This is a genomic window from Pollutibacter soli (assembly GCA_029269725.1).
Classification (GTDB): Bacteria; Bacteroidota; Bacteroidia; order Chitinophagales; family Chitinophagaceae; genus Pollutibacter; species Pollutibacter soli.
Map to the genome: position 1 here is coordinate 130,496 of JARJHS010000010.1, position 25,955 is coordinate 156,450.

Consider the following 25,955-nt stretch of genomic DNA (forward strand, 5'->3'; position numbering starts at 1 on the left):
TATAATTTATACCAACTACAGGAACAGTCGGCTGTTCCCCTACTTACTATCTACTACTCACTGGCTGTTACGTTCAACGTTTAACGTTAAACGTTACTCCGTCCTTAAGCTCTTTACCGGGTTCGCCATTGCAGCTTTGATCGCTTGTATACTGATTGTAATCACAGCGACAGCAACCGAAGCCAAACCTGCAATTATAAAAACCCACCAGCTGATGTTGATGCGATATGCAAAATCCTGCAGCCAGTTATACATCAGCCACCAGGTGACAGGTACTGCAATTACAAATGCAATTATTACCAGCTTCAAAAAATCTTTTGACAGAATGAATAAGAGATTTTGGATCGATGCACCCATCACTTTTCTTATGCCAATCTCTTTTGTGCGTTGTAAAATATTATAAGCTGAAAGTCCCAACAATCCGAAGCATGCAATCAGTATCGCCAACGAGGCGAAAAGTCCGAAAGCAGTTCCAAACCTTTTATCTTCCTTGTATTGCTGATCAAATGATTCATCCAGAAAATAAAAATTAAAAGGGTCGTTAGGGAAATATTTAACCCAGGTTTTTTCAATTGCCGCAATCGACGAACCCATTCCGGCAGTTTCCATTTTCAATGCATATGAATTTCTTGAATTTGGCCTCAGGCGGAAGATCATGGGATCGATTGCTTTTTGCAATCCCTCGTGATGATAATCCGCCAGCACACCAACCACCTGTACAGTATCACCAGCAGAAAATATTTTTTCAGTGAGTACTTGTTTCATATCGTTGAAGCCAAGTTGCCTCACTGCTTCTTCATTGAGAATGATCGCATGTTCATCAGTACCAAATTCTTTGGAAAAATTTCTACCGGCTTTTAACTCAAGTCCGAAGGAGGGTATGAAATCGTAATCGACACCCATATTGTAAAGTGTCATTGCGCCCTTATTGGCAGTGCCAAGGCGGTGTGCACCATTTGTCCAGTAAATTTCTTTACCCATGATGCCGGAAGAAGCACTTACAGTTTTTACCCCTTTTATTTTCAGCAGATCGTTTCGGAATGGTTGGAAGATATTCTGGTAAATAGAATCTGTAATTGATCCGGCTCCACTCAGAACCAATGTCTGGTTGATATCAGCGCCAATTTTTTGTTTGCGCATAAAACTAACCTGCTGGTAAACGATCATCGTTCCTGCTATGAGTACAACTGAAGTCGCGAACTGAGTAATGATAAGCCCCTTGCGAAGCACAAGTCCGCCGGTACTGTTTTTAAATAGTCCTTTCAAAACTTGTACAGGGCGGAATGCAGATAAAACGAAAGCGGGATAAATTCCGGCAAGAAGACTTCCACCAATAAACATTGCAGCAAAGCCAAGCCAGTAATTTGCAGGCAGAGAGAATCCGATCAATTCTTCTTTTCCGGTCAGCCTGTTAAACCATGGAGTCAGCAGGTATGCGGCAACGATAGCCAATGTCAGCGCAATCAGGTTTAGGATAATACTTTCGATCAGGAATTGAATCACCAGGTTTTTTCTTGCAGCACCCATAACTTTTCGAACACCCACTTCTTTTGCTCTTTCGAGTGAGCGTGCCGTTGCAAGATTGATGTAATTGATCCAGGCAATACAGATGATAAAAAAAGCGATAAGAAACAAAAATGAAACTGATTGACCGTTTCCGTTTACTTCCGCTTCCTGGTTATAATTTGAATAGAGATGAATGTCTTTTAATGGCAATGCAGAAATAACCGTCTTGATATTATTCTTCTTTGCCCATTCCAGTCCGTCTATATATTTCGCACAAAAAGCTGGAAATTTTGCTTCGAATTTTCGAAGATCAGTTCCGGGACGAAGTTGCAGATAGGTGTAGAAGTCGTACCATCCCCATGCTGTTTCAGTTGCGTTGGATGTATCGCCGTAAAATCGAAGCTGTTTTCCAAGACTCGAATATGATGCAAGATGATTGATGATGAGGTGAGAGTTCTTTGGAAAATCTTTGAAAACACCTGTTACTTCAAAGGTTGGAGTATAGTTCCCGTCGCGATTGACCAGTCGTTTGCCAATGGGATCTTCATTACCAAAATATTTCCTGGCCATTGTTTCAGAGAGTATCAGTTTGTCAGGATCGGAGAGAGCGGTGCCAGGATTTCCTTTGATCAGTTGTATACCAAACATTGACAAAGCCGATGTGTCTGCATAATATCCTTTTTCTTCAAAGAATTTTACATTTTTTTCTTCATTGGAAAGCAGAAGGTTAGCATCGATCAGGCGACAAAAATTTTCCACTTCCGGAAAATCTTTTTTCATCGTGGGCCCGAAAGCGGGATAAGATGTTGCCGATTTCCATGCCAGCTGACCTTGCCGATAAGAGTCAAGACGTAATCTCACAATCTGTCGCGATTTCTTCGAAAAAGAATCGTAGCTCCTTTCAAATGCGACATATTGAAAAATCAACAGGCAACAGGTGATGCCAATGGACAAACCGAGAATATTCAGGAAAGAATACCCTTTTCGCTTCAGCAGGTTACGAAAAGCGAGTTTGAAATAATTAGCTATCATGGAATGGTTGTTTACATCTGTCTTTGCCGCAAACCTATTTTTCCGGTAATCGGATTCTGATACAGGCCGGATTGATTTACCACTGGCCATCCGGTTCTTATCTTACTAAGGATATCTTTTATTGGAAAATGTTGCGGATGCGCCGGGAACCCTTACACCGGACAGAAAATGTACCATCCGTATCAGGTGTTGAATATCAATGTTTTAGGAATACAAGAATGGGGGGAAATGTACGGTTTCGGTACAATTTATGTCCGTAAATAAATTTTGTTCAGCTATAATTTCATACCAGATACCCTAACCATTCAGAAAGAAGGTAAGTCCTGTTATAAACGTTCGCATCCGGTACGGGTCAATTCAGCGTCGTTATGTTCAGCGGATCCTTCCTCCCATTCTGATTTCAGTCCCCGTCTTTCGAATCCTTCTTTTCCGAGGAAAAGGTAGCTTGAATACCACCATCTTCAAATAAGTCTTCGCCGTCATAGAAATACAAACGATGGTCTTTGTATTGCGGAAGTTTTGCATCAAATTCAGTATCCAATATCCGGTGTTTTTTAAAACTCTCCGTTAGTTCGGTTGCTGGTTTTTCAACATCAGGTTCATCGGCATAACGGAAATAGCCCAGGGCTTCAAGTTCACTGACGAAATCTGGAAGTGAGGGATCTTTTTTCTTTCCAAAAAATAATGAAAAGAATGACATAGAAATTACCTGGAAAAAGTTGATGAAGGGACTGCGTCTTTTGACCCCGGCGTATAAAAATAAAAGCCTTCTCCGGATTTTACGCCCAGTTTGCCCGCAGTCACCATATTCACGAGCAATGGACAGGGGGCGTATTTCGGTTGTGCGAATCCGTCATGCAAAACCCGCATGATGGCCAGGCACACATCGAGACCGATAAAATCCGCGAGTTGCAACGGGCCCATGGGATGAGCCATTCCGAGTTTCATAACTGTATCAATCTCTGAAACACCCGCAACACTTTCATACAAACTATAAATGGCTTCATTGATCATCGGCATCAGAATCCTGTTGGCGATAAAGCCGGGATAGTCATTAACAGCGCAGGGAGTTTTACCGAGTGATTGCGTGTAGTCAATTATTTTTTCAGTTACCCATTTTTCCGTACCATAACCATTAATGATCTCTACCAGTTTCATCACAGGTACCGGATTCATGAAATGCATGCCGATCACTTTACCCGGCTTTTTTGTAACTGCTGCAATTTTTGTTATCGAAATGGAAGAAGTATTTGTTGCGAGTATGCAGTCAGAGGAAGTATGGGCATCCAGCTGTCTGAAAATGTCCAGCTTGAGTTGAGTGTTTTCTGTAGCGGCTTCGACAACTAACTCAGCATCAGCGACCCCTTTTGTAAGGTCCGTTTCCGTTTTGATACGGGAAAGGGATTCGGTTTTTACTGCGTCCGTTATAGTCCCTTTACCCACCTGGCGTTCAAGATTTTTACTGATTACCTCGATTGCTTTTTCCAATTGCGATGCAGAAACATCTACCAGCGTTACCGGATAACCGTTTTGAGCAAAGACATGAGCGATGCCGTTGCCCATGGTTCCCGCTCCAATCACTGCAATTTTTTCCATGGCCAAATATATGACGTTTGTCATTCAACGTTTAACGTTCAACGTTGAACGTTGGAAAATACAAACTGAATACAGCGCCTGCGTCCGCAGATCCTTCAGCCGTAATAAAACCCTGATGTGTATTCATGATTTTACGACAAAGCGCAAGACCGATTCCGGAACCTTCGTATTCTGAATGTGAATGCAGCCTCGAGAAGACTTTAAATATGGATTCACCGTATTCAGAATCGAAACCAATACCGTTATCGGAAACGAGTATCAGGTGATAAAGTTCCTTGTTTGGACTCAGTGGAAATTCGGTTAGTCCTTTATATGTAATATTAATTTTCAATGCTCTTGTACCTGCAGCAAACTTGATTGAATTATTCAGAAGATTGACAAAAACCTGCTTTACCAGGAATGGAATTCCTGGAATTTCGGGCATAGCCGAAATCGTGATATCAAATAATTTCCCATCCTGGGAGTCCTGTATTTCCTTTTTGATTTCAAACAGTAATTTTTCCAGATCTATTCTCTCAGGCGGCGTATCTGAATATTTAACGCGAGTATATTTCAGTATATCCTTTAGTTGATTCTGCATTCGTGCTGCAGCAGAACTGATCTTTTCTATCACAGGTGTTGACTCATTCAAGTCCTTGTTCTTGTACAGAAGATGAGAAGCAAAAAGTTGTATTTTTCTCAAAGGTTCCTGCAAATCATGGGCACTGATCCAGTTGATATTTTCCAGTTCAGCATTTGTCTGTAACAGCAACTCGGAAAGCTCACGATACTTTTTTTCTTCTTCAGTAATAATTAAAAGATTCACCTGTTTCTGCAAGCTTTGTGCATAGCGTGCAGCAGCATTCCGTTCCGGTTGCAACCAGGGTTTCGACTTGCAACGCACCACTTCTTTCCAGAGTTTAAAAGAATTGCGTGGTGACAATCCTTTTTCATCTTTTATAATTGCTTTTGCAGGATCGCCAGCCCAATGTACTTCACTGAGCGTTTGAGGACGGAACCAGATGATACAATTGGAATAATCCGCTGATAATGCATGGAAAATTATTCCGGCAGAATGCTCGCAGATATGTTCAAATTCGGGATAGAATTTATTCAGTTCTGAGCTGAAAAATTCAGCATACTTGGCTTCATCTGAAAATCTGCGGAATATTTTTCTTATCTGCGATTCATCGGGTGTTTTACCCCCCATGTATAAAAAACCGTTGACCAGCAACGCAACGCCGGTGGCGTTGCAAAGTTTCAGCAGTTCAGGATTTGCTGCTATACTTCTGAAAGAATCATATGCAGAAATATTGGTTGCTGCTATTGATTTCTCCAGCGCTTCATTGCATTTTCTTGCCAGTTCATATTCCTCGTTTTGTTTGCGTGTGTCAATTTGCGAAGTGATAAAATGCCCCTGCAACTGTGCTGCGATCTTTACTTCAAAACTGATATTTTTCGGTGAATAATGATGGCATGCAATCAATCCCCAAAGTTTTTGGTTGTGTACCAGCGAAATGGTAAGCGTAGCGCCGACACCCATATTTTGCAGGTATTGCACATGGATAGGAGATACACTACGAAGTATAGAGTAACTGAGATCGAGATTTTTGTCAGGTGAATCGTCAATCGTATAGATCGGTACCGGTGAATAATTCATATCCGTGATGATGCGAACCAGGTTTTTAAGATACAACTCCCTGGCCTGAGCCGGTATATCCGTATGCGGATAATGCAATCCAAGGAAGGGTTCGAGATCATCGCGACGGCTTTCAGCGTATACTTCCCCGTTATATTCAGCATCAAAGCGATAGATCATCACTCTGTCATAGCCAGTGATGTTCCTGATATTGGCTGCCACTTTTGCGCAGAGTTCCTGCAAAGTATTGGACGCTTCCATATACGACAGGAAGAGGCGTGTTTGTGAATATACGTCCGAAAACTGCTTTGATGGTTCATTGACGGGTTGCGCCTCAAGAAATATATATCCGTTAAATTGATGAATATTGCAACTGAAAAACTGTTCATTATAATAGAGTTCCCATAGTTCAGCCGATTTCAAATGTTTTGTAAGAAAATCAGACAATGAAACAGACGATGGCTCTCCAAATAATTCAGAGAATCTTTTACCCAATGCCTGGGAGTAAGTGATACCTGTAAATTTTTCGAGATTGCCGCTGCAAAATTCTACAATCTGTTCATCGGTTTTCAAAGCTAACAGGAATCCATGCTCCTGGATGGTACCAGGGATATGTATGGGTTCCTGTTCGCAGTTGGTAAGGTTAACAATGCTACGATTAACTATATCTTTTATCTGCATCTTCAGGAGTAATTGCCAGGGTTTGAAAAATGTTCCTGGGTTTTGTTGAATGCAAACACTGCACCCGAAATAATTTCGTCTTCACAGTTCTGATCAACAGCATAGGCTGAAAGTTGTTCCATGAATTTTTTCCATTGTGGGCCAGTCTGTTCACCGTATCCGCAGAAATATGCGGTGTAATCTTTATTTAACCGAAGTGCGTTCTGAATATTTTTCAGAATGTATCTTCCGCCTAACGTGGAGCCCTCAGTTACATACAATATACCGAGCGCGAGCGGTTTCGTGATGATCTTTCCATCAGAAGTAAAAGGTCTTACAGAAGGTACAATATCAGATTCACCAAGCATTTCAAGATCAGTGATAATGGTTTTTGATTTTACTCTTTTATCCAGATCCGGAATAATATCGGACACCAATGGGAAAATATTTTCTTCCACATCCCAATTCACATCCAGCATTAACTTCAGGTAGGTCTTATAGGTGGAAAGATTGAGATCAGACGCAACCAGCGCTTTGGAGATCGAAGTATCTTCCAGTGCCTGGTGAGCATCTGCAGTAGTTTCTTTCAGCCGTTCATGAAAAAGCTTCCGCAATATATCGGAACGGCTTTCATCAATGTGAGCGTCCATATCAGTTGTACCTGTAAATAAAGTTTTCGTTACCGGGAATAAAGTTCTGCCAATCAATATCCAAAACGTATTCGATGGATTTCCGAAGCGCAGAATAATCGCCGGATTTTGGCAGGTAAAAATTTGCTCCCAGGTTTTTGCTTTTTCTTATGCTTTCAGGGTCAGTCGCAGTAGAAAAAACAACAATAGGAAGATCCTTGTGTTGTTCTGATTTTCGCAGGTCTTCCACCAGTTCAAAACCGTTGGTCCCCGGCATATTCAAATCCACGAAAACCACATGCGGTTTCGGAGGCGGATTATGCAACGCATGCATCAGATCGTTTGCGGAGTTGTGTGTAAATAATTCCACACCCTTATTGATATCATTGATAACAATGGAAAGATAATCCAGGTCATCCTGGTCATCATCGACGTAAAAAATTGTAATTCCTTTATTCATCAACAGATTAAATATACATTAAAAGATTTCTCTCTGCACCTGGTCCAAACGCATGCGTAAATAAATACCAGAATCACGCCAAAGAGAGAAACAGAATACAGAATACTGGATACAGGAAGAAAACTGAAAACCGGAAAATACAGGATATAAAATTACAAAAAACAGAGGTATTGCAGAGGCAGCGCATGCGTTGTCCGGCAAGAAAATCCGGCAACTAAAAAGGGACAACGGAAATCCGGAAATTTGAAAAGAGGAAATAAAACCAGAGACAGCCGGACAGTTGTTTCGCGATCAAAGAAATTTAAAGAAAGCAAAAACCAATCTGAAAAATGGAATTGAAACAGGTGACGTCGAAAAGAAAAAATGACCATTCAATCCAGCATCCGGCGAACGCCGAGCTGATAAATCAACGCATCTCTTAAGTCTTAAAACTGGCAACAGACAACGGGCAGCTCAACTGGTATCAAGGAGAGGTACAATAGTATGTCTGATACTAACAACTATTCACTAATTCTTCTGCCTCCTTACTTCTGCTATATAACTACCTTTTGCCGGGAAGTCTCCATGACTCGAAGGTTGCTCAAAGATTTGCTTTGAACTGCCTTACAGTCTTTGAGTCTTAGAGGCTATAACCCAGACGATCTATGTTATTTTTTAAAGTAACATCAGCGTCGCGCTAATAGTGAGACTGCCTTAATTTTTCTTTTTAAAATCTCCCCGTTTCCAGGCCTTGATAAACTCCGACCAGGCCACGGGGTTGAAGATATTCATTGGCGGGGTCTGACCTGCGTAGTAATATTTCTGCGCATTTTGTACCAGGGCAAAATTGGAAGCTTCTCGTCCGTCGCGAGGCATGGTAGAACCGATCGCCCGGAGTTTTTCCGGATCGGTATTTTGTCGCGCAACTTCGATATCGTCAGTGGGTACATCCGTTCGCACAAAATCTCTTTCAAACTGTTCCCGCGTCGGTCGTGCTTTGATGATCGTCGCAGGCATGAACACGGTATCGGTAACCATCAGTTGAATCAGGCTATACTGATTGCCCTGGATTTCGCGCGGAATGGAATAAAGTTTCGTTTTAAAACCGATGGAAGAAAATTCTATTTCATCACCTTTCAGAACGACTATGGAGAACACGCCTTCAGGATTGGTTACGGTTCCGCGACCAGTACCTTTCACTACCACGCTCACAAATGGCAATCCACGTAAACTGTCGGCAGTCATTACTACTCCATACAGCTGTACAACAGAATCCTTGAACGTCTCAAATTGTGCTTTTGCTGCAAACGGCAGAAAAGAAAATAGTACAAGCAGGTATCGTAAAGATTTCTTCATCAAGGTTTTGATAATGACCACAAATTAACTCCATCTGCGGAAAAAACAAAGTAAGGGTCTTAATAGTTAAATTTGCACTTTGGCCCTTTTTTTAACAATACATGAACATGCAGCAGCAGGAAATAATAAAAGCATTAGGAACAGTACAGGAACCGGATCTGGGTAAAGACCTGGTGACACTGAACATGATTAAGGATGTGATGATCACTGGGAACCGCGTCAACTTCACAATTGTATTAACCACACCAGCCTGTCCTTTAAAAGAAATGATGCGAAGGGATTGTGAAAAAGCGATCCATGATCTCGTGGACAAAACTGCAATCGTTGATATAAAATTTACTGCCAATACGACAAGCAGCAGGCTGGATGGCAAACAACTGCTTCCCGGTGTAAAAAATATTATTGCTGTGGTCAGTGGTAAAGGTGGTGTTGGCAAGTCCACAGTAGCTGCTAATCTCGCCTTGGCACTCGCTGAAAATGGCGCGAAGGTGGGTCTGATGGATGCTGATATTTATGGCCCAAGTGTACCTATTATGTTTGGTGTTCGTGGAGAGCGGCCACTCATGATGCAGGTGGAAGGAAAAGATAAAATAGTTCCGCTGGAACAGTATGGTATTAAACTGATCAGTATCGGGCTATTGGTGGATGAAAAGAGTGCTGTGGTATGGCGCGGGCCGATGGTCAGCAGTGCAATCCGACAGTTTGTGAGTGATGTTTATTGGGGGGAACTCGATTATCTTATTATTGATATGCCGCCGGGCACAGGTGATATCCACCTGACACTGGTGCAGACGGTACCGGTAACCGGTGCAGTTATAGTGACTACTCCGCAGGATGTTGCACTTGCTGATGCCCGGAAAGCTATTGCAATGTTCAGCCAGACACAGATCCGCGTGCCTATCATCGGATTGGTGGAAAATATGTCGTGGTTTACGCCTGCAGAATTACCCGGCAACCGGTATTATATCTTCGGGAAAGATGGTGGAAAAAAACTTGCAGATCAGCTGGATATTCCATTGCTTGGTCAGGTACCGCTGGTTCAGTCGATTCGTGAAGGCGGTGATACCGGCGTTCCGATTATGCGGAGCCAGGATGAAATTACACGCGATGCATTTATCCATTTTGCAGACAATACAGTTCGAAGTATAGCCATGCGCAACGCGCATGTAGATCCTACAAAAGTTGTTGAGATTGTAGTGTAATAATTAACTGGACCGACCTGACAGGTCTTTCTGAAAATCTTCTCATCGTATGTATTCACTTCCTTATTTCAAAGAGCAGGATGCAGAAAAGGTACTTGCTTTTATGCGGGCGAACCCTTTTGCGATGCTGATTGGTGTTGGCGAGAATAATGTTCCTGCAGCTACACAGGTGCCATTGTTCATTGAAGAAAAAGATGGTAAGCTGTGGCTCTCAGGACATATCATGAAGCAGACGGATCATCATAAAGTTTTACTCAAAAATCCTCAAGCATTAGTGGTGTTCACGGGTGCACATACCTATGTGAGTGCCAGCTGGTATACTAATCCACAGCAGGCATCCACCTGGAACTATATCTCTGTTCATGTGCGCGGAAAACTTTATTTCCGTGATCATGATTTTTTATTAACGATGCTGAAGAAGACGACGGATCATTTTGAAAATAATCCGCATTCGCCTGCAGGATTTGATCAACTTCCGAAGGAATATGTTGAGAGACTAAGTAAAGCGATAGAGGCATTTGAAATTGAAGTGGAATCTATTGAAAATATATTCAAGCTGAGCCAGAACAGGGATGAGAAATCATATCATAATATTATCAATAAACTGGAAGATCAAGGCGGAGAAGCCGCTGTTGTTGCGGAAGAGATGAAGAAGAGGTCGGTGGCGGGAAATACATTATAGGCTGTGGGCAGAGGAAATAAAGTCAGTAAAATTTAATTAAAAATGTCCTGTAAAGCAGTTTTCAATAACATTCAAAACACAGAGTTCACCGAGGAACTTCACACAGAGAGGAAAGACAGAGCGTTCGATAACTACTATACATTTAATCAGGCTTGTTACTACTCATTCTACTGTCTTTTCCTAAAATGATTCCCTGAAACTGTTATCCGGCGCCGTCAACCTGTTACTCTTTCTGTTCCCGTTCACAATCACATGAAAAAGATTGATCTGTTCTTTTTTGACTTCATATAAAAGATCTGCGGTTACATCAACGATTTTTACTTCAGGTATTTTTTCAGCAGCGTAATAACACCAGGTAGCTTCCTGGTCGATCTCATAGCCGAGGAATTGAAAATCGATTGTATTATTATTTATTTTGATCTGCAGATGTTTTTTGAGGTAGGATTCAATCCATTTTTTATTGGTATTTACATCGCCATTCTTCAGATCAACCTTTGAATTTGAAAATTTTTTCAATGTTTCTTCCAGGTCATCAGTGAAGAATTTTGTAGATACCCCGAGTTCGGTTGAGTTCGATTTATATTCTATTTCAGTAACACTTACATAAAAAGGGTGCATTAATAAAAGCATAACCCTGCACAAAATCATAACCATCGCAACAGTATTTTTTGACAAGACAAAACTCTGTTTTATTTTTCAACCTTATTGTTAAGGCATGAAGGATTTTTCCCTGTTTTTTAAGCTGGGCTGGGATCATATCATCAGTTTTGATGCGCTCGATCATATTCTTTTTATTGCTGCTTTGAGTGTTGTATACGTCCTGAACCAATGGAAACAGGTACTTTGGCTGGTAACGGCTTTTACGATCGGTCATGCGATCACGCTGGTCTTATCGGTGTTTAATATCATCCGGTTCGAATCGGGATGGGTTGAGTTTGCTATACCATGTACCATTGTAGCTACATCAGTTTTTAACCTGATCCGATCGGGTCAGCAAAGCGGTTCCATCCGACTCAATTATATTCTCGCATTAGGTTTTGGATTAATACATGGTATGGGTTATGCCAATGCAATCCGCTTTATGCTGGCTGATCAGCAGCAGATCGGATGGCCTCTTTTCAGTTTCAACCTGGGTCTTGAAATTGGGCAGATTGTTGTAGTTTTACTGATCCTGTTGCTGACTTATGTATTAACCAATTGGTTTGCCATTAAGCGAAGAGACTGGGTGATTTTTCTATCTTCGGCAATCTTCGCACTTGCACTGGAAATGGCAATTACGAGATTCCCACATTCAGAATAGAATTTTAAAACATGAGAAAACAGATTTTTCTTCTTGCCTTGCTTAGCATTATTGGTGCGGCATCACATGCGCAAATGGATCACAATCCTGGCTCCAATCATGGCAATCGTTTTGAACAATTGGATTTTTTGCTTCCCGGCCCTAATGAGTATAGAACAGCCAGCGGTGCCCCAGGCCCAAAGTACTGGCAGCAGCGTGCTGACTATGATATCAAAGTGAGCATCGACGAAGAAAAAAATATTCTCACCGGTTCTGAGACGGTGACTTACTACAACAACTCTCCGGATATCCTTACCTATCTATGGATACAGCTGGATGAAAATTTTCACAGCGCAAAAGCGAACAGCAATTGGGATCGTCCGGGAAAAATGCCAGCGGAAATGACTGATCGCCAGCTGAAACAAATGGATATCGATAAATACCTCGAAGGTTACGGCGTCAATATTCGTTTACTCACAGATGCTGCCGGAAAAAATCTGACCTATACCATCAACCAGACCATGATGCGTATTGATCTGCCTGTACCGTTGAAACCAGGGCAGAAATTTGTTTTCAAAGCCAACTGGGATTATAAGATCAATGAAAAATCTGTTGTTCCCGGAAGAGGTGGATATGAAAATTTCCCGGAAGACGATAACAACCTGTACTCCATCGCACAGTGGTTTCCACGCATGGCGGTATATAGCGATTTTACAGGATGGCAGAACTTGCAGTTCACCGGAGGATCAGAGTTTGCACTCACTTTCGGAAATTATAAAGTAGCGATCGATGTTCCTTCCGATCATATTGTTGCAGCGACCGGAGTTTGCCAGAATTACAAATCATTACTTACTCCTGCGCAGTTTCAACGCTGGCAGCAAGCACAGAATGCCAAAGAGCCGCTGGAAGTTGTAACGCTTGATGAGGCAATTGAAGCATCAAAACAAAAATCAAAAACAAGAGAAACCTGGATTTTTGAAGCAGAGAATGTTCGTGATTTCGCTTTCAATAGCAGCCGACGATTTGTGTGGGATGCGATGCCTGTATACATTGAAGGAAAGAAAGTGATGTGTATGAGCTATTATGGAAAAGAAGCGTATCCTATCTATAAGAAATATTCAACAAAGGCTACAGCACATACGCTGAAGGTTTATTCCAAACACACGATCCCATATCCTTATCCGGTGGCACAATCAGTGGAAGCCGCCAACGGGATGGAGTATCCGATGATTGCGATGAACTATGGACGTGCGGAAGCTGATGGAACTTACAGTGAAGCGATCAAATATGGCGCAATTGGTGTGATCATTCACGAAGTTGGTCATAACTTTTTCCCGATGATCGTAAATAGTGATGAGCGCCAGTGGTGGTGGATGGATGAAGGGCTGAATACGTTCTGCCAGTTTCTTGCGGAACAGGAATTTGATAACAAATACCCATCACGTCGCGGGCCGGCACACCTGATTACGGATTATATGAAACTTCCGAAAGAACAACTGGAGCCAATCATGACCAAAGGTGATAATGTTGCTCAGGTTGGTTCAAATGCATATGCAAAAGCAGCAACTGGGTTGAATATCCTCCGCGAGACTGTAATGGGTCGTGAGCTGTTTGATTTTTCATTCAGGGAATACGCGCGTCGCTGGGCTTTCAAGCATCCGACGCCGGCTGATCTTTTCCGAACCATGGAAGATGCGAGTGCAGTTGACCTTGACTGGTATTGGCGCGGATGGTATTTCGGAACTGATGCTGTTGATATCGCTCTTGATAGTGTGAAATGGTTCAAGCCATCAGCAGATGTCAACGCTGGCAAAACAGAAGATTTCGAAACGCTGGGAATGAAGCGCAACAAAGAAGATAAGACCATTCAATTTTATACAGACACGGATACCACTCTTCGCGATTTCTACTATCACAACAGAAATGCTGATGCGCAGATGGTGGAAGGGTTGAAACAGAAAGCAACAGAACCAAGGATTGATAAAGAAGGTACAGCCGCAATTTCAAGTAAAAATTTGTATGAACTCACTTTCTCTAACCGGGGCGGAATGCTGATGCCGGTAATTGTTGAGTTTACTTTCAAAGATGGTTCAAAAGAAGTTAGTCGTGTTCCCGTTACTGCATGGCGTTTCAATGAAAACAAGTTTGTAAAGGTGTTTGCATTCGATAAAGAAGTAGCGGCTATTAAACTCGATCCTTATCGCGAAACTGCTGACATCAATCCTGAAAATGGAATGTGGCCGGTGAAAGAAATGCCTACGCGTTTTCAGTTATATAAGTCTGGACAAGGTGCTGCACGTGGCGCTGGTGGAGGAAGGAATGCAATGCAAGGCAGTCGGTAGTCGGGAGGTGACAGCGAGGCACCAGGCAGGAAGCAAGAAGCAATATAAACAGCCAGTGAATAGTAAGTAGCGAGTATAAACAACCGGCTTTCGACAGGGTGTGACTGCAGATTGTCTGACTCAACGAAGAACGAAGAACGAACAACGAATAACGAACAACGAAGAACGAACAACTGGTTCTTCAAAACAAAAAAGCCACTTTTTACAAAGTGGCTTGTTCGAAAAGGGCTAGGGTGGGTTGGAATCAATTCAGAATATGTTTTCAGCCTTTATCAGGCATTTTACCAGGAGTACCCGCTAAAGCTAAGGATTAATCGATTATAAAAATTAATTCAACTAATAAGAACGGCATTATAATGTGCCGTTTTTTTATTTTCGTTGATGCCTGGGCTATAAGACATGGTTGGCTGTTTACATTATTTACTCTTCAAAATATTTCGAAGCTTTGAATCACCTGAAATACCTGGCTCTTGGTGACTCATACACGATTGGTGAGTCAGTTGATTATGATCTTAATTTTCCATCGCAGACGACAGCTTTGCTCAGAAGATCCGGTTTTAGTATTGATGATCCGACGATTATTGCACAAACAGGTTGGACCACGGATGAACTAATGAATGCGATTACTTCTGCGAATACTCCGTCTCGGTTTGATGTGGTTTCATTATTAATTGGAGTTAACAATCAGTACCGCGCCTATCCGATCGATAAATACAAACAGGAATTTGAATCCTTGCTGAAGACTGCGATCTTATTTGCAGGAGGTCAGCATTCGTGTGTATTTGTTTTGAGTATTCCGGATTGGGGCGTTACACCTTATGCTGCTGGTCGCGATAAAAATAAAATTTCGGCAGAAATAGATGCTTACAATGCGATCAATAGATCGATAGCTGAAAATTACAAAGTGAGATATATCGATATAACGCCGGAAACCCGCAACGCCTCTTCAAATATTTTTCTCCTCGCTTCCGATGGCTTGCATCCAAGCGCCATTGCTTATACCGAATGGGCAATTAAATTATCGCAGGAAATAATGCCAGTGTTACTACAGCGTCAGAAAGGTTGATGAAAGTCGACCAGCTTTTTGTCGATAAACTGCGACATCTGGTGCTGATAACTTTTTGCAACTTCTGTGGCTTTTTCTGCAAAGTCTCTTCCGCTCGAAGCATAAATCACTGCGCGACTAAGATTAACCAGTATTCCGCATTCGTTATTCATCGCTTTTGAAGATATCTCATCAAGACTTCCACCCTGGGCTCCAACACCAGGTACAAGAAAGAAATGGCCGGGAAGTATTTTACGGATGCTTATGAATTCGTCCGGTTGTGTTGCTCCAACGACAAACATCAGGTTTTCGGTTGTGCCCCACTGTGAAACCTTCGATAACACTTCTTCATATAATTTCTTTCCATCGGCGAGCTGCTGAAGTTCAAAATCAGCAGCACCGGTATTTGATGTCAGGCCAAGAACGATCGCCCATTTACCTGCATAGGCAAGGAATGGTTTAATACTATCTGAGCCCATATACGGCGCCACCGTAATCGAATCGAATGGAAGTGTTTCGAAAAATGCTTTTGCATACTGATCTGCGGTATTGCCAATATCTCCGCGTTTGGCATCAGCAATTTTAAAATGATCTGAACCGATATACTCGACAGTTTTCGCCATCGATTCCCAACCTTTTACTCCATTGGCCTCGTAAAATGCGGTGTTGATTTTATAACCTACGCAATGATCTGCGGTTGCATCGATGATCGCCTTATTGAAACTAAAAACAGGATCTGGCTCAGCAAGTAAATGGGCAGGAATTTTTGAAAGGTCGGTATCGAGACCAGTGATGAGATATGATTTTTTCCTGAAGATTTCTGAGACGAGTTTTTTCCTGTCCATAGCGGAGGCAAAGGTAGCGAAGTTCATAGTTCATTGTTCATAGCCTGCCTGCCCTGCCTACCGGACAGGCAGGCGGCAGGCAGGTTTGGGACAGCCAGTTTTCTCTTCCAGTGAGGAGGCAGGTGGGGAGGCAGGAGATTTAGTAGGAAGATATTAGATTCAAACCTTATAAAACAAGTTTCGTCCAGTTTTCTAATGCAGTTATCTGTATTCAGGCTTCAGTATCAGTTTTTCTGTTTCTTCCTGTATTCCATATTCTGTATTCTGATCTTACTTCATCATCGATCTGAAAACCTCATAAAAATGCCAGACATCTTCAAATGAATTATACAACGGTACGGGTGCGATACGTATGACATCGGGTTCGCGCCAGTCGCTCATGATACCGTGTGCGCCCAGTGATTCGAAAATTGATTTTCCATTCCGTTTGACTAATATGGATACCTGTGATCCTTCGCCGCGTGGAGTAGTAAGGAATTCGATGTTGTCGCCCGGAGATTCTTCTATTAAGTGTTCAAGAAGAAACCAGCACCAATCATTCAGTAACTTTTTTTTCTCCTGGATTTTATGCCAACCTGCTTCATCAAAAATATCCAGAGACGCGCGAAGACAGGCATGCAGGATAGGAGAAGGGGTACTCAGCTGCCAACCTTCAGCTGATTTAACAGGTACGAATTCTTTTTCCATGAGGAAACGTGTCGATTTTTCATAACCCCACCAACCTGCGAAGCGCGATATCGAAGAATCATTATGATAACGCTGATGAATAAACGCGCCACCAACAGTGCCCGGCCCTCCGTTTAAATATTTGTAATTGCACCAGCAGGCAAAGTCTACATTCCAATCGTGCAGATTCAAAGAAATATTTCCTGCTGCATGTGCGAGATCAAATCCGGCTTTTGCCCCGGCGTCGTGTGCAGCTTTTGCGATGGCTTTAATATTAAAAACCTGTCCCGTGTAATAATTCACACCACCCCATAATACCAGGGCAAGTTCATCACGGTGTTTGTCAATTGCAGCAAGGATATCTTCTTCCTCAATTAAATATTGTCCTGATTTCGGTTGTACTTCAATGATAGTGCTGCCAGGATCGAAACCGTAGTGTTTTACATGAGTCTCCAGCATATATTGATCACTTGGGAAAGCCTTTGCTTCACAAATGATTTTTGTTCTTTTGCCTTGTGGCCTGTAAAAACTGATCAGCATTAAATGAAGATTAACTGTCAGCTGATTCATTACCGTAATCTCTTCAGGTAATGCACCCAATATTCCGGCAAGTGGCCGGGTGAGATGATCGTGATAGTCCATCCAGGGATCATTACCGCGGAAAAATGATTCAACTCCTTCCGCCTGCCACTGATCGAGTACTTTATTGATATAGCCAGCTGTTGTTACTGGCTGAAGTCCGAGAGAATTGCCAAGAAAGTAAATCTGCTTTTTCCCATTGTGTTCCGGAAATCTGAATTTGCTTCTGAACTCTTTCAGATCATCCTGCATGTCCAGTTTATGTACATATCCGAGCGACGCTTCGTGCATAGTCAAAATTAAATGGTACCTGTCCGGCCGCCATCAACCGGAATAGAAATGCCATTGACATAGGATGCGGCAGGTGTTGCGAGGAATGCAACCATCGTTGCAATTTCAGAAGGTTCTCCAAATCTGCGAAGCGGAACATCAGCTTCCATTTCAGATCTTAATTGTTCTACATCCCGATTGGCTTGTTTCGCATTGTTTTCAATCATCGAATTCAGTCTTTCGGTTTTTGTAAATCCTGGCAATACACTATTCACGGTTATCCCAAACTGCCCGATCTCATTGCTCAGCGTTTTTGCCCATGACGCAACCGCCGCACGGATGGTGTTCGATACACCCAGGTTTTTTAATGGTACCCGGACTGATGTGGAAATGATATTGATGATTCTGCCATATCCTGATTCCTTCATGCCGGGTATTACCGCGAGTGCGAGATTTTGATTATTCACGACGTGTTGACGGAAGGCGTTTTCAAATTCTGTTGTTGCGGCCGTGGAAATTAATCCGGGTTTTGGTCCACCTGAATTGTTAATCAGTATATCAATTTTTCTGTTGTTCAGAAATTCATAAACTACCGACCTGACTTTTTCGGGATCTGCAAAATCTGCAATGAGGTATTGATGCTCCTGGTTTTCTTTTTTGGATAAAGACTGAACCGCTGTCCGAAGAACCTCTTCATTTCTTGCCAGCAAAACGCAATTTGCTCCCAGACCTGCCAACTCCTGCGCAACTGCCAAGCCGATTCCCTGGCTGCTTCCACAGATCAGGGCAGTTTTATTATTAAGGGAAAGATTCATTACAGTAACGCTTTACGTTTTACGTTTAACATTGCATCTGCCTAAGCCGGCATGCAGGCGTTAAACGTCTTCCAGATCCTGCTTCAGGGATTCTGAAATCTTCACCAGTACTTTGTCAATGCGATGACCGTCCATGTCCAGTATCTCGAAGTGAAATCCACTCCATTCCATACTGTCTCCGGTATTTGGAATTCGCTGAAGACGATGCAGGATAAATCCGGCAAGTGTATCGAATTCCTGTTCACCTTCATTCATCCATTCTGTCTTCTCAAATTTTGAAAGAAAATCATAGAATGGAATTTGTCCGTCAACCAGAAAGCTTCCATCCTCTCTTTCTTTTACTTCATAATCTTCGACATCCTGCTGCGGTAATTCACCAACGATGGCTTCAAGAATATCATTTATTGTGATCAGTCCAAGTAAGGTCCCGTACTCATCAACTATAAAACAGGTATGAATTTTTGAAACCTTGAAGTGTTCCAGCAACTGGTAAGGAGAATTGTTTTCAGGAACAAACAAGGCAGGCTTCATCACATTTTTGAAAGGTGTGTTATCAGGCGTGACGTACATGTCTTTTATGGATACAATGCCTTTGATATTGTCGATACTTCCTTTACAGATGGGATATACTGAATGTGGTTCCTGCAGAATTTTTTCCTTGATGGTGATCTCGCTATCATTTTCTTCGAACCAGATGATGTCACTGCGATGTGTCATCAGAGATGTAATGTTGCGATCTCCGAGGTGAAATACGCGTTCAATGATTTCCTGTTCTGTTGCTTCGATCGCCCCGGTTTCTGTTCCTTCACTGATAATAGCTTTGATTTCCTCTTCAGTAACCTGGTTGTCGGTACTCTTTATATTGAAAAGCTTTACCAGGAGGTTGGTGGTTATATTCAGTAACCATACGAAGGGCCAGGTAATAATGTTGATCAGTTTCATCGGACCGGCAACCAGTTTGGCTATCGCTTCCGGCGCTATCAGTCCCAATCTTTTCGGTACCAGTTCACCAAGGATCAATGAAAGAAAAGTAACGAGAATTACAACGATAGCGGTTGCAATCCCGTTCGCATAGTTTTTCAGCATTGGAAGTTTTTCCAGCTGAACAACCACATCGTCCACGATTTTTTCACCGGAATAGATACCTGTCAATATGCCGATGAGAGTAATACCGATCTGTACGGTGGATAAAAATGTTTCAGGTTTGTTGGCCAGATCGAGTGCAGCTTTTGCGCGTGCATCGCCCTTGTTGGCCTGAGCTTCCAGTCTTGCTTTGCGGGCAGATACCAAAGCAATTTCAGCCATCGAAAACAGACCATTAAGGAGGATCAATCCGATCAGGATAAATATTTCTGTCATCTGGCTGTGTTAACTAAGGAAATTTTTTTGTTGTATAAACTGGCAGCTGCAAATCCGATACCTAAACCGAATATTGCGCCGCAAAAAACATCAAAAGGGTAGTGGACTCCGACGTAGACCTGTGCATAACAAACGCATGCCGCCCAAAGAAAGGCAAGCCCAAACCATTTGGTTATCGATCGAAGCGTGAAAAAAATAAACGTGGCCACGGCAAAATGACTGCTTGCATGAGATGAAATAAAACTTCCATTCATTCCGCAATACTTTGCAATGAATCTTATCTGATGTGCAAGGGTTTCATCCCTGCATGGTCGCGGCCGGTCGAAAAATTCTTTAATCAACTGACTACTTAAAATATCATTCACACCAGCCATGGCTAATGCTGTGATCAGCCACCAGAATCCTGATTTTCCAAAGTTGATGATCAGAAAGAGCGCGAGGAAAAGATAGAGCGGTACGTGAACCAATGGCTCGCGCATGAACAGGGAAAAGTTATCAAGAAAGGGATGCGACCAGTCCCGATTTATTTTCAACATCAACCATTGATCGGCCCTGATCAGTTTATCCGGAAAAGTCAGTGTAAAGCGATTCTGAAGCCAAATCATGCATGCAAAAATAGGGCTCGGGCGTCAACCTTGGGTATCCCCAGGTTAAAATAATGGAAATTAGTCGTTTATGTCTGCGGATTGTTTAATCAACTTTAAATAATGAGCAAATACAACCGAATGAAATCTTGTATTTTGATATAACTGACTACTTCCACACCGATTCAGGTGTTTTGAAAAAGAAGCCACTACAGAAGCGAAGGCTCCCGTAATTTTACGTATGTTTGCAGCCGCTAAACCCAAGACTTGTGGCATTGATAAAAAGCATATCGGGTATAAGGGGCACCATCGGTGGAAAGCCTGGTGATAACCTGACTCCGCTGGATGTAGTGAAATTTACGGCTGCCTTTGGATCATGGACGCTGAATAAAACAGGCATCAGGAAGATCGTTGTTGGTCGCGATGGTCGCATCAGCGGAGCCATGGTGAATCAGCTGGTTTGTAATACACTTAATGCACTCGGCATTGATGTAATTGATCTGGGTCTCAGCACGACACCTACTGTTGAAATGGCGGTTGTTTTTGAAAAAGCAGCTGGTGGTATCATCATTACGGCAAGTCATAATCCGAAAGAGTGGAATGCTTTAAAACTGTTGAATTCCAAAGGTGAATTTATCAGTGGAGAAGATGGAAAAGAAGTGCTCGCAAAAGCAGAGAAAGAAGATTTTAATTTTGCCGCTGTAGATAAATTAGGAACTTATACAGCGGATAATAGTTATGGTGATAAACATATAGCTGCAATTCTTGCGCATGATCTTGTCAATGTCGACAATATCAAAAAGAAGAAATTTAAGGTTGTTGTTGATGCAGTTAACAGTACAGGTGCCATTTTCGTTCCTGCATTACTGAAAGCTCTGGGAGTAAAGGAATCCGATATTATTTTGTTGAATGGCGAAGTAACAGGCAAGTTTGCACATAATCCTGAGCCATTACCTCAGAATCTCTCACAACTTTCCAATGAGGTAAATAAACGTGGTGCCCATATGGGTATCGCAGTGGATCCCGATGTAGACAGGCTGGTGATTGTTTGCGAAGACGGAAGTATGTTCGGAGAAGAGTACACGTTGGTTGCTGTTGCGGATTATGTTCTCAGCAAACGCAAAGGCAACACGGTAAGTAATCTCTCTTCTTCAAAAGCATTAAAGGATATAACGGTAAGGCATGGTGGCGAGTATTTTCCAAGCTCTGTTGGCGAGGTGAATGTGGTTACCAAAATGAAAGAAGTCAATGCTGTTATCGGCGGCGAAGGAAATGGTGGAATAATCGTTCCCGAGTTGCATTATGGAAGGGATGCGTTGATTGGTATTGCTCTTTTCCTCAGTTTCCTTGCAGAGACAAACAAGACTGTAAAGCAGGTCCGGGGAACTTATCCTGATTATTTTATCAGCAAAAATAAAATTGAACTCGAGAATGGTGTCGATCTGAATATCATTTTTGATCAGCTTAAAACAAAGTATAAGAGCCAACCTCTGAACACCGAAGATGGTCTGCGTATTGAATTCGATAATGACTGGGTTCACCTGAGATCAAGCAATACCGAGCCGATCATCAGGATCATCGCTGAGAGCAATTTTGAGACCACTGCTAAGAATATCGCCACGCGTTTAATTCATGATATCCGTGAATTTCTGTGATAGAAATATTTCGCGATAGCGGTGTATTCCTGAAATGAAAACCACATGACAGCAAGAATTTATTTTGACAATGCAGCGACTACAGCTCTTGATCCGGCTGTACTTGAGGCGATGTTGCCGTACATGACGGAAAAATTCGGTAACCCTTCATCTATCTACTCTTACGGCCGTGAAACGCGGCTTGCCATCGAGATGGCCCGTAAGTCAGTTGCAAAAATTCTGAATGCACATCCTGCGGAAATTTTCTTTACCAGTGGCGGAACAGAGAGCACCAATACGGCGATATCTTCTGCAGTAAGAGATCTGGGGTGTGTGAATATTATCACTTCTGCAATTGAACATCACGCAACTCTTCATACTGTTGAATATTTTCAGAAGCGTGGAGAGGCGGGTCTTCATTTTGTGAAATTACTTCCGTCAGGTCAGGTTGATCTGAACGATCTTGAACGATTGCTTTCAACTCTGCCGGGAAAGACTTTGGTAACGCTTATGCATGCGAACAATGAAATTGGTATCATCACAGATATCAATGCGGTTGGTTTGCTTTGTAAAAAGTACAATGCCATTTTTCATTCTGATACTGTTCAGACAGTAGGTCATTTCCCGATCAATTTGAGAGATACTCCGGTTCATTTTATCACGGGTGCTGCGCATAAATTTCACGGTCCGAAGGGTGTTGGGCTTTTGTACATCAATGAGAATGTAAAAATCCACCCGTTTATTCATGGCGGCGGACAGGAAAGAAATATGCGTGCAGGTACAGAAAACCTGTATGGTATTGTCGGCTTTGCCAAAGCACTCGAGCTGTCAACTGCTAACCAGGAAAAAGATGCTGAGCATATCCGTTCTATCAGAAATTATATGATGGAACAGGTTCGCAAAAATGTGAAGGGTACCTCTTTCAATGGCGATCCTGAAGGAAATAGTTTGTATACAGTACTTAGTATCAGTTTTCCCAAAACTGAGAAATCGGAGATGATGCTTTTCAATCTTGACATCAACAACATCTGTGCTTCAGGTGGAAGTGCATGTACCAGCGGCACCGACCAGGGTTCGCATGTTATCCGTGCGATTAATAATGATCCGAATAAGGTGACAGTTCGTTTTTCTTTCTCAAAATATAATACCAAAGAAGAAGTGGATCTGGTGGTGGCGAAGTTGCAGGAGTTGGTGTGATTCAAGCGTTCATAGTTCATAGTTCAGCTTTGGGAAGGGAAAATTCACAGCCTTGCTGTTCCTCGTCTCCTGGAGGAAATGGTTACTCCAGGAAATTTAAGGCAGTTCGATTTTGTGAGAGTAATTCAAGTTGAAACTGCAATGTCAACCATTCACCTGCAGAACGGCTGCTGCTCCTGCCCACTGCTCCGATAGATAACTACTTTAATTACTCCGCAAAACTAAGTTTCCGTATCAGTTCCACGGGAAGCTTTGGTAATTTTTTTCTTTCGATGAGAAAGGTTGAAAGTCCAGCGATATCGCGGAAAATATAATTTTTTGCTGCGGCACCTTCGAGATAACCTGCGCCGGAGGTGTTTCCTGTGCCTACGCGCATACCGATCATCCGGCGCACCATGCGGTAATGCGCATGACGCCAGCCTGCGAGTCGATTGTCTATTTCAACGAGTGTGTCGAGGATCCGGAACGAATTCTGGAAGAACGGAAAGTCACGATAGAGCATAATAAACAAAGCTGCTCTGAGTGCACCTGGACTTAGTGAACCGCGAAGTTGCTGAAGTTTATTCAGATCATCGGCTGAAATACCGGGGACGACTTCATCAAAGAACAGAAAATTGAAATCTGCTAACTTTGATTTTTCATATTCGTTTAGTCCTTCACGATAGATCTGCGAATAATCGCTCCAGAAAGGCTGGGATTTTTCTTTTGGATATGTAGGTTGATACGAGGCCCAGTATTCGTCTTCAAAAAATGGAAGTCGCTCCAGCCACTGGTTGATCAGTTTCAATAGCGAAAGATCTTTCTCTGCCTGTTGAATGGTTTCAAAATCGCCGGGATTAAAACCTCCGGCGTTTGTTCTTTTATAATAGGAAGATTGATGCCGATGATCCAAATCCAAACCCAGTCGTGCTTCAATCAAGCGGAACTGTACACTTTGAAATCCTGATGCAGGCGTCAGCAGATTTCGGAATTCGAGAAAATCGAGGGGCGTCATCGTATCGAGTATGCCTACCTGTTGGTTAAGCAGGTCCATAATTTTTGAAATCCTCTGCAAGCGGTGGAGCACGAGGTTCATTTCCTCTGTATTGTCATTTATTTTTTGCTGGCCGAAAACAGACTGTACATACTGCAATTCAAAAAGAATTTGTTTGAACCAGAGTTCAAACGCCTGGTGTATGACAATGAAAAGCATTTCGTCATGCGCGGGACTATTTCCATCTTCAAAACTCCGTGGGTGCTGGCTGCTCAGGATATTGTTCAAGCCGAGGTAATCCTTATAATAAATAGATTCAGACTCCATATATTTGAAAAAGTATATGCGGTGGCAAGTTAATATTTAATTACAGTATAGGATTTAATAGTATGGATAGTAGCAATTTGTTAGGGATTGGGTCAAGGGTTGACCATGCCAGTTTTGGAAGGGGAGTGGTGGTGGATCTTGCATCTGAATCATATGTCATATGGTTTAAATCGCAGAACGGAACGAGATCAATTGGCAGGGATTATGACGGCTTAAAAGTGGTAGAGCGTGCAGAGGGAGGCGATTCGGGGCCGTCAATTACTTTGGCGGATATTGAGCGTGCTTTGGAAAATGTTTTAGATCAGCGTTTACATGAAATTGAAATGGTGCCGATGGGTGGCAAGTGGAAAAATGGTGTGTTAATATTAAAGCCTGGTGATGCCGGATTGCAAACAAAAGAAATTCCTATTGATACGTTTTTTCATAAGATCGTGATGGTAAGGGATAAGCTGAGGTTGATTGAACAGAAGATCAATTCGAATAAGATTTTGAGTTCGGAGGATAAGGTGGAGTTGCAACAGTATGTTACCGGCGTTTATGGGAGTCTGACGACATTTAATGTATTGTTTAAGGAGGCGCATCATCAGTTTAAGGGGACTGGTGGGTAGAGGTTGCTGGGCTCCCGATTATCCATTTAGGCCTCGCCGGCTTGTAGAAGTAAGGTTATCCACCCATAAGCCTTCTGATCAGATCATCGCAAATCAGTTTCAAACTATTTCGCATATTAAATCGGTAGAAAAATTCATCCAGATATCCCTGTGCGAACCTGCCTGAGCAATGATGATGAATTCCCCTGATCCAGCCTTTGAGATTTAATATTACAACTGATTTTCGTTTTTCATTTTCCTGTCTCACTTTTGCAGGCTGGCTTCCATTTTCATTTTGCTTTTCTAATATTTTTGTAACGGATTTTTTTCGGTTACCCGTAACTGTGTCTTCGGGGTTAGGCTGTTGTGAACTAATAATTGTTCCGAAGCCGCGCATATAATCTTTATCATTTGACAGAACGATTTCGGCCGTTTGCGACTCACCCGCAAAACGGCTATTCGTTTCCAATTCAGGTCCACCGAAATTAATGTGGAAAGTTTCCGAAATATCATTATTTGCCCTGGTAAAAGACGATTTAACCGCTTCCTGAATTTTTCTTTTAAATAACCATGCTGTTTTTTGATTGATTGTAAATGTTGTGGACAACTCAAGTGTCGACATCCCTTTTTTTCTCACGGATATTATAAATGCGATGCCGAATGCTTTTATCAATGGGAATTTTATTTTATGAAACACCGTCTGTGCAGTCACTGATTCATCGTATTCACAGGC

Annotated in this window: 23 protein-coding genes; 8 read left to right on the plus strand and 15 right to left on the minus strand. The window is 42.3% G+C overall.

The window, feature by feature from the left end; genetic code table 11:
- Positions 1-93: 93 nt before the first annotated feature.
- The 7 genes from P2W82_RS20925 to P2W82_RS20955 form a co-directional block, all read right to left on the minus strand.
- Complete coding sequence (locus P2W82_RS20925) at positions 94-2,538, minus strand: ABC transporter permease (protein WP_336517893.1); 2,445 nt, start codon at positions 2,536-2,538, stop codon at positions 94-96.
- 400 nt (positions 2,539-2,938) lie between these two features.
- Positions 2,939-3,238: a hypothetical protein gene (locus tag P2W82_RS20930; protein WP_336517894.1), complete on the minus strand. Its 300-nt coding sequence runs from the start codon at positions 3,236-3,238 to the stop codon at positions 2,939-2,941.
- 5 nt (positions 3,239-3,243) lie between these two features.
- Positions 3,244-4,134: a 3-hydroxyacyl-CoA dehydrogenase family protein gene (locus P2W82_RS20935; protein ID WP_336517895.1), complete on the minus strand. Its 891-nt coding sequence runs from the start codon at positions 4,132-4,134 to the stop codon at positions 3,244-3,246.
- A 31-nt stretch (positions 4,135-4,165) separates the two neighbouring features.
- On the minus strand, positions 4,166-6,433 hold the full coding sequence (locus tag P2W82_RS20940) for an ATP-binding protein (protein ID WP_336517896.1): 2,268 nt from the start codon (positions 6,431-6,433) through the stop codon (positions 4,166-4,168).
- A gap of 2 nt (positions 6,434-6,435) precedes the next feature.
- Positions 6,436-7,062 (minus strand): biliverdin-producing heme oxygenase, encoded by a 627-nt coding sequence (locus tag P2W82_RS20945; RefSeq protein WP_336517897.1) that lies wholly within the window; start codon positions 7,060-7,062, stop codon positions 6,436-6,438.
- 1 nt (position 7,063) lies between these two features.
- On the minus strand, positions 7,064-7,501 hold the full coding sequence (locus P2W82_RS20950; RefSeq protein WP_336517898.1) for a response regulator: 438 nt from the start codon (positions 7,499-7,501) through the stop codon (positions 7,064-7,066).
- A gap of 693 nt (positions 7,502-8,194) precedes the next feature.
- Positions 8,195-8,836: a carboxypeptidase-like regulatory domain-containing protein gene (locus tag P2W82_RS20955; RefSeq protein WP_336517899.1), complete on the minus strand. Its 642-nt coding sequence runs from the start codon at positions 8,834-8,836 to the stop codon at positions 8,195-8,197.
- Positions 8,837-8,943: 107 nt separating this feature from the next.
- On the opposite strand from P2W82_RS20955, the gene P2W82_RS20960 reads away from it, so the two are divergent.
- The gene (locus P2W82_RS20960) at positions 8,944-10,038 is read left to right on the plus strand and encodes an Mrp/NBP35 family ATP-binding protein (protein ID WP_336517900.1); all 1,095 of its coding nucleotides are present in this window, start codon (positions 8,944-8,946) and stop codon (positions 10,036-10,038) included.
- A gap of 49 nt (positions 10,039-10,087) precedes the next feature.
- Entirely contained in the window at positions 10,088-10,720 is a 633-nt protein-coding gene (locus P2W82_RS20965; RefSeq protein WP_336517901.1) for an FMN-binding negative transcriptional regulator, read from the plus strand.
- Between the two features lie 180 nt (positions 10,721-10,900).
- Here the strand turns inward: P2W82_RS20965 and P2W82_RS20970 are convergent, their stop codons facing one another.
- Positions 10,901-11,395 carry a DUF6702 family protein gene (locus P2W82_RS20970; protein ID WP_336517902.1) on the minus strand — a complete coding sequence of 165 codons (495 nt, stop codon included), beginning with the start codon at positions 11,393-11,395 and terminating at the stop codon, positions 10,901-10,903.
- Positions 11,396-11,435: 40 nt separating this feature from the next.
- On the opposite strand from P2W82_RS20970, the gene P2W82_RS20975 reads away from it, so the two are divergent.
- The 3 genes from P2W82_RS20975 (at position 11,436) to P2W82_RS20985 (ending at position 15,407) form a co-directional block, all read left to right on the plus strand.
- Complete coding sequence (locus P2W82_RS20975) at positions 11,436-12,020, plus strand: HupE/UreJ family protein (protein WP_336517903.1); 585 nt, start codon at positions 11,436-11,438, stop codon at positions 12,018-12,020.
- Between the two features lie 11 nt (positions 12,021-12,031).
- The gene (locus tag P2W82_RS20980) at positions 12,032-14,341 is read left to right on the plus strand and encodes a M1 family metallopeptidase (protein ID WP_336517904.1); all 2,310 of its coding nucleotides are present in this window, start codon (positions 12,032-12,034) and stop codon (positions 14,339-14,341) included.
- A gap of 403 nt (positions 14,342-14,744) precedes the next feature.
- A complete protein-coding gene (locus P2W82_RS20985; protein WP_336517905.1) occupies positions 14,745-15,407 on the plus strand; it encodes an SGNH/GDSL hydrolase family protein in 663 nt (220 codons plus the stop codon).
- On the opposite strand, the gene pyrF is transcribed toward P2W82_RS20985, so the two are convergent.
- The 5 genes from pyrF to P2W82_RS21010 all read right to left on the minus strand — a co-directional run bounded on the left by pyrF (position 15,395) and on the right by P2W82_RS21010 (position 20,525).
- Positions 15,395-16,258: an orotidine-5'-phosphate decarboxylase gene (pyrF, locus tag P2W82_RS20990; protein ID WP_336517906.1), complete on the minus strand. Its 864-nt coding sequence runs from the start codon at positions 16,256-16,258 to the stop codon at positions 15,395-15,397. The genes P2W82_RS20985 and pyrF overlap by 13 nt on opposite strands.
- A gap of 243 nt (positions 16,259-16,501) precedes the next feature.
- Positions 16,502-17,767, minus strand: coding sequence for a kynureninase (gene kynU, locus P2W82_RS20995; RefSeq protein ID WP_336517907.1), 1,266 nt, complete (start codon positions 17,765-17,767; stop codon positions 16,502-16,504).
- A gap of 8 nt (positions 17,768-17,775) precedes the next feature.
- The gene (locus P2W82_RS21000; RefSeq protein WP_336517908.1) at positions 17,776-18,561 is read right to left on the minus strand and encodes an SDR family oxidoreductase; all 786 of its coding nucleotides are present in this window, start codon (positions 18,559-18,561) and stop codon (positions 17,776-17,778) included.
- Positions 18,562-18,621: 60 nt separating this feature from the next.
- A complete protein-coding gene (locus tag P2W82_RS21005) occupies positions 18,622-19,920 on the minus strand; it encodes a hemolysin family protein (RefSeq protein WP_336517909.1) in 1,299 nt (432 codons plus the stop codon).
- On the minus strand, positions 19,917-20,525 hold the full coding sequence (locus tag P2W82_RS21010; RefSeq protein WP_336517910.1) for a phosphatase PAP2 family protein: 609 nt from the start codon (positions 20,523-20,525) through the stop codon (positions 19,917-19,919). The genes P2W82_RS21005 and P2W82_RS21010 overlap by 4 nt, the downstream gene beginning before the upstream one ends.
- Before the next feature lie 248 nt (positions 20,526-20,773).
- Between P2W82_RS21010 and glmM the strand changes: the two genes are divergently transcribed.
- Positions 20,774-22,159 (plus strand): phosphoglucosamine mutase, encoded by a 1,386-nt coding sequence (glmM, locus tag P2W82_RS21015; protein ID WP_336517911.1) that lies wholly within the window; start codon positions 20,774-20,776, stop codon positions 22,157-22,159.
- 45 nt (positions 22,160-22,204) lie between these two features.
- Positions 22,205-23,335, plus strand: coding sequence for a cysteine desulfurase family protein (locus tag P2W82_RS21020; protein WP_336517912.1), 1,131 nt, complete (start codon positions 22,205-22,207; stop codon positions 23,333-23,335).
- Positions 23,336-23,543: 208 nt separating this feature from the next.
- Here the strand turns inward: P2W82_RS21020 and P2W82_RS21025 are convergent, their stop codons facing one another.
- Complete coding sequence (locus tag P2W82_RS21025; RefSeq protein WP_336517913.1) at positions 23,544-24,635, minus strand: tryptophan 2,3-dioxygenase family protein; 1,092 nt, start codon at positions 24,633-24,635, stop codon at positions 23,544-23,546.
- Positions 24,636-24,697: 62 nt separating this feature from the next.
- On the opposite strand from P2W82_RS21025, the gene P2W82_RS21030 reads away from it, so the two are divergent.
- On the plus strand, positions 24,698-25,243 hold the full coding sequence (locus P2W82_RS21030; RefSeq protein WP_336517914.1) for a hypothetical protein: 546 nt from the start codon (positions 24,698-24,700) through the stop codon (positions 25,241-25,243).
- Between the two features lie 55 nt (positions 25,244-25,298).
- Here the strand turns inward: P2W82_RS21030 and P2W82_RS21035 are convergent, their stop codons facing one another.
- Positions 25,299-25,895: a transposase gene (locus P2W82_RS21035; RefSeq protein ID WP_336517915.1), complete on the minus strand. Its 597-nt coding sequence runs from the start codon at positions 25,893-25,895 to the stop codon at positions 25,299-25,301.
- Positions 25,896-25,955: the final 60 nt, after the last annotated feature.

Excerpts from the sequence above, each read along its gene's own strand:
- P2W82_RS20925 (WP_336517893.1), bottom strand. The coding sequence starts at position 2,538 with ATGATAGCTAATTATTTCAAACTCGCTTTTCGTAACCTGCTGAAGCGA.
- P2W82_RS21010 (WP_336517910.1), bottom strand. The coding sequence starts at position 20,525 with ATGATTTGGCTTCAGAATCGCTTTACACTGACTTTTCCGGATAAACTG.
- P2W82_RS21030 (WP_336517914.1), top strand. The coding sequence starts at position 24,698 with ATGGATAGTAGCAATTTGTTAGGGATTGGGTCAAGGGTTGACCATGCC.
- P2W82_RS20935 (WP_336517895.1), bottom strand. The coding sequence starts at position 4,134 with ATGGAAAAAATTGCAGTGATTGGAGCGGGAACCATGGGCAACGGCATC.
- P2W82_RS21000 (WP_336517908.1), bottom strand. The coding sequence starts at position 18,561 with ATGAATCTTTCCCTTAATAATAAAACTGCCCTGATCTGTGGAAGCAGC.
- P2W82_RS20930 (WP_336517894.1), bottom strand. The coding sequence starts at position 3,238 with ATGTCATTCTTTTCATTATTTTTTGGAAAGAAAAAAGATCCCTCACTT.
- P2W82_RS20955 (WP_336517899.1), bottom strand. The coding sequence starts at position 8,836 with ATGAAGAAATCTTTACGATACCTGCTTGTACTATTTTCTTTTCTGCCG.
- P2W82_RS20940 (WP_336517896.1), bottom strand. The coding sequence starts at position 6,433 with ATGCAGATAAAAGATATAGTTAATCGTAGCATTGTTAACCTTACCAAC.
- P2W82_RS20950 (WP_336517898.1), bottom strand. The coding sequence starts at position 7,501 with ATGAATAAAGGAATTACAATTTTTTACGTCGATGATGACCAGGATGAC.
- kynU (WP_336517907.1), bottom strand. The coding sequence starts at position 17,767 with ATGCACGAAGCGTCGCTCGGATATGTACATAAACTGGACATGCAGGAT.
- P2W82_RS20980 (WP_336517904.1), top strand. The coding sequence starts at position 12,032 with ATGAGAAAACAGATTTTTCTTCTTGCCTTGCTTAGCATTATTGGTGCG.
- P2W82_RS21005 (WP_336517909.1), bottom strand. The coding sequence starts at position 19,920 with ATGACAGAAATATTTATCCTGATCGGATTGATCCTCCTTAATGGTCTG.
- P2W82_RS20975 (WP_336517903.1), top strand. The coding sequence starts at position 11,436 with ATGAAGGATTTTTCCCTGTTTTTTAAGCTGGGCTGGGATCATATCATC.
- P2W82_RS20945 (WP_336517897.1), bottom strand. The coding sequence starts at position 7,062 with ATGGACGCTCACATTGATGAAAGCCGTTCCGATATATTGCGGAAGCTT.
- P2W82_RS21020 (WP_336517912.1), top strand. The coding sequence starts at position 22,205 with ATGACAGCAAGAATTTATTTTGACAATGCAGCGACTACAGCTCTTGAT.
- P2W82_RS20960 (WP_336517900.1), top strand. The coding sequence starts at position 8,944 with ATGCAGCAGCAGGAAATAATAAAAGCATTAGGAACAGTACAGGAACCG.
- P2W82_RS20965 (WP_336517901.1), top strand. The coding sequence starts at position 10,088 with ATGTATTCACTTCCTTATTTCAAAGAGCAGGATGCAGAAAAGGTACTT.
- pyrF (WP_336517906.1), bottom strand. The coding sequence starts at position 16,258 with ATGAACTTCGCTACCTTTGCCTCCGCTATGGACAGGAAAAAACTCGTC.
- P2W82_RS21025 (WP_336517913.1), bottom strand. The coding sequence starts at position 24,635 with ATGGAGTCTGAATCTATTTATTATAAGGATTACCTCGGCTTGAACAAT.